This window comes from Brevibacillus fortis, assembly GCF_003013395.1.
GTDB lineage: Bacteria > Bacillota > Bacilli > Brevibacillales > Brevibacillaceae > Brevibacillus > Brevibacillus fortis.
On the sequence record NZ_PXZM01000015.1, the window covers coordinates 1 to 3,212 of the forward strand.

A 3,212-nucleotide genomic window follows, 5' to 3' on the forward strand; every position below is an offset into this window, starting at 1 on the left:
ATCAGCCTTCACTCGATGAACTGGGAGAGGCGATTCAGAATCACAAGGTGACTACACTTTGGCTGACAGCTGGTCTGTTTACGGTCATGGTTGACCAGAAGGTGGAGTACTTGCACGGCGTGCGCCAACTACTTGTCGGTGGAGATGTTGTCTCCGCATCACATGTACGCAAGGTACTTTCGCTTGGCGGTATCACGGTGATTAACGGCTATGGCCCGACGGAAAACACGACGTTTACATGCTGCAATCCCGTCACGGAGCTTCCAGAAGGCGTCAACTCCTTCCCGATCGGCCGACCGATCAGCAATACTACGGTGTACGTATTGGACAAGCATCAACAGCCTGTCCCTCTGGGTGCAGCAGGCGAATTATATATAGGCGGAGATGGCCTCGCTCTTGGCTATTTGAACAATCCGGAGTTAACCGCAGAACGTTTTGTGGAGAATCCGTTTGACCCACAAGGAGGTTCTCGCCTGTACCGTACCGGTGACTTGGTTCGTTATTTGCCTGATGGCACGATTGAGTTTATCGGGCGTATCGACAATCAGGTGAAAATCCGCGGCTTCCGCATCGAATTAGGTGAGGTGGAAACAGCACTCAGCTTGCATCCGTCCGTGAACGAAGTGGTGGTCATGGTCCGTGAGATTAAGCCAGGCGAGAAGCATTTAACTGCGTATCTTACCGTTTCAGGAGACATCACGCTCGAAACTTCTGATCTGCGTGCATGGACAAAAACGAAGCTGCCAGAATTCATGAGGCCATCATTTTATATTTTCCTTGATGCGATGCCTTTGACGGCAAATGGTAAAATCGACCGCAAGCAACTGCCGGAACCGGAAGGGACAAATCCAGCTTCCGCCCAAGGCTACATGGAGCCGCGCAATCAGGTAGAAGAGCTGATTGCCAACATATGGTCGCAGGTGCTCCGAGTTGAAAAAGTGGGGATTCACGATAACTTTTTCGAGCTTGGTGGACATTCACTTTTGGCGACACGAGTCATTTCACGTCTACGAGAGGCGTTTGGAATAGAGCAGACAGTGCGCTCCATTTTTGAACATCCGACCATTGCAGCATGGAGTGAACAGGGAGCAGCACTTCTTTTGGGAGATAAAGAAGCGATTGGTGGATCGATTCAGCCTGTGTCAAGACAGAGCAATCTGCCGTTGTCTTTTGCCCAACAGCGATTGTGGTTCTTTGATCAATTCATGCCAGAAAGTCCGATGTACAACATCCCATCTGCGCTTCGCATGCAAGGTGAACTCGACATAGTGGCATGGGAGAAGAGTTTACAGGCGATCATTTTGCGTCACGAAAGCTTGCGTACCACGTTCCACGAAATAGACGGACAATCCATACAAGTGATTCATCCGCATATGGACTGGAAAATGGACATTCTGGACTTACGCGACCTATCAGCTGAAAAGAAGGAACAAAAGATAGAGCAATTAGCTGAAGCCGAAACTGCCAGAGCATTTGCCCTTGGACAAGGACCGCTGATACGCGCGACGATGATCCAAACAGATGATCACGGATATGTCTTCTTGATCAACATGCACCACATCATCTCGGATGGTTGGTCGATGGGCATATTCTATCGCGAATTGCTTGCCAATTACGAAGCCTTCAGTAAACAAGAAACACCAGAGCTAGCAGAGCTACCGATTCAATATGCGGATTTTTCCACATGGCAGCATGAGTGGATGGATGGCGAAATCTTAGAGCAGCAGGTTACTTATTGGAAAGAAAAACTGGGTGGAGCAGAACCGCTTCTAGCACTGCCGACAGACCGTTCGCGCCCTGCTGTGCAATCCTATAAAGGAGCCATTTACACCAAGACCTTTTCTGCGGACTTGCTCGCCAAATTGAAAGTACTTAGCCAAGAATCCAATTCTACCTTGTTTATGACGTTGCTGGCTGCATTCCAAACCCTTCTATACCGCTATAGTGGTCAAGAAGACATAGTTGTGGGAAGTCCGGTAGCTGGGCGCAATCGTCAAGAAACCGAGAATTTGATTGGATTCTTCGTCAACACTTTGGCACTCCGAACCAACGTAACAGGAGATGTAACATTTACAGAATTACTGGCACGAGTTCGCGAAACAGCGTTGGAGGCATATGCACATCAAGATTTACCTTTTGAAAAATTGGTCGATGAGCTACAGCTAGAGCGTAGCCTCAGCTACTCGCAGTTGTTCCAAGTCATGTTTGTCCTGCAAAACTTCCCGCTGGAGGAAGCAGTAACGTCTGGTATTCAGCTCACACCATTGGATTCTGAGCGACATTTGACGACCTCCAAGTTTGACCTCACATTGACAATGAGAGAGCAGGTAGGCGGCGGACTTGTGGCCTCCTTTGAGTACAGCACAGATTTGTTCGACAGATCGACGATAGAGCGAATGACTGGACATTTGCAAAATCTGCTTGAGGCTATCATTGCCCAACCAGAGGAGTCGATTGAGAAACTTGATCTTCTAAGGGAGAGCGAACGAAATAAACAGGTGGTAGAGCTTAACAACACAGCGAGCGACTACCCTCGGGATAAAACGGTTCAACAACTGTTTGCCGAAACAGCAGCACAATACCCAGATCGTATCGCTGTCGTGTCGGGGGAAGAGCAGTTGACCTACGCCGAGCTGGAGGCAAAAGCCAATCAGCTGGCCAACTACTTGCAAAAGCAAGGAGTAGAAGCGGGTACTTTTGTCGGACTTTGCGTAGAGCGCTCGTTAGATATGCTCGTTGGTATGCTCGGGATTCTCAAAGCAGGTGGAGCGTATGTGCCACTCGATCCTGCGTATCCGCAAGAACGTCTTGCTTTCATGCTGGAAGATGCCCAGATTTCCATTTTATTGACACAGGAGCATTTGGCTTGCAAGTGGCAAGGACAAGAGCTTACTATTTTCTCTCTCGACCATGCTGGGGAAAAATGGGCAGAAGAAAGTACACTTGCTCCTCAAGTAGATATGACCGCCGACAGTCTCGCCTACGTCATTTACACATCTGGTTCAACAGGTACACCAAAAGGAGTGCTGGTCGTCCATCGCGGAATTGTTCGCCTGATCAAAAACACGAACTACGTGACCCTTACGGAAGAGGACGTGTTCCTGCAAGCCTCTACCGTATCGTTTGATGCTGCTACCTTTGAAATTTGGGGTGCGTTGTTAAACGGGGCGAAGCTGGTGCTGATGCCGCCACATCAGCCTTCACTCGATGAA

General features: G+C 49.1%; 1 protein-coding gene. It reads left to right on the forward strand.

The annotated features are described in order from the left end of the window. On the forward strand, positions 1 to 3,212 hold a 3,212-nt coding region (locus C7R93_RS11235), incomplete at both ends, for a condensation domain-containing protein (RefSeq protein ID WP_146142421.1).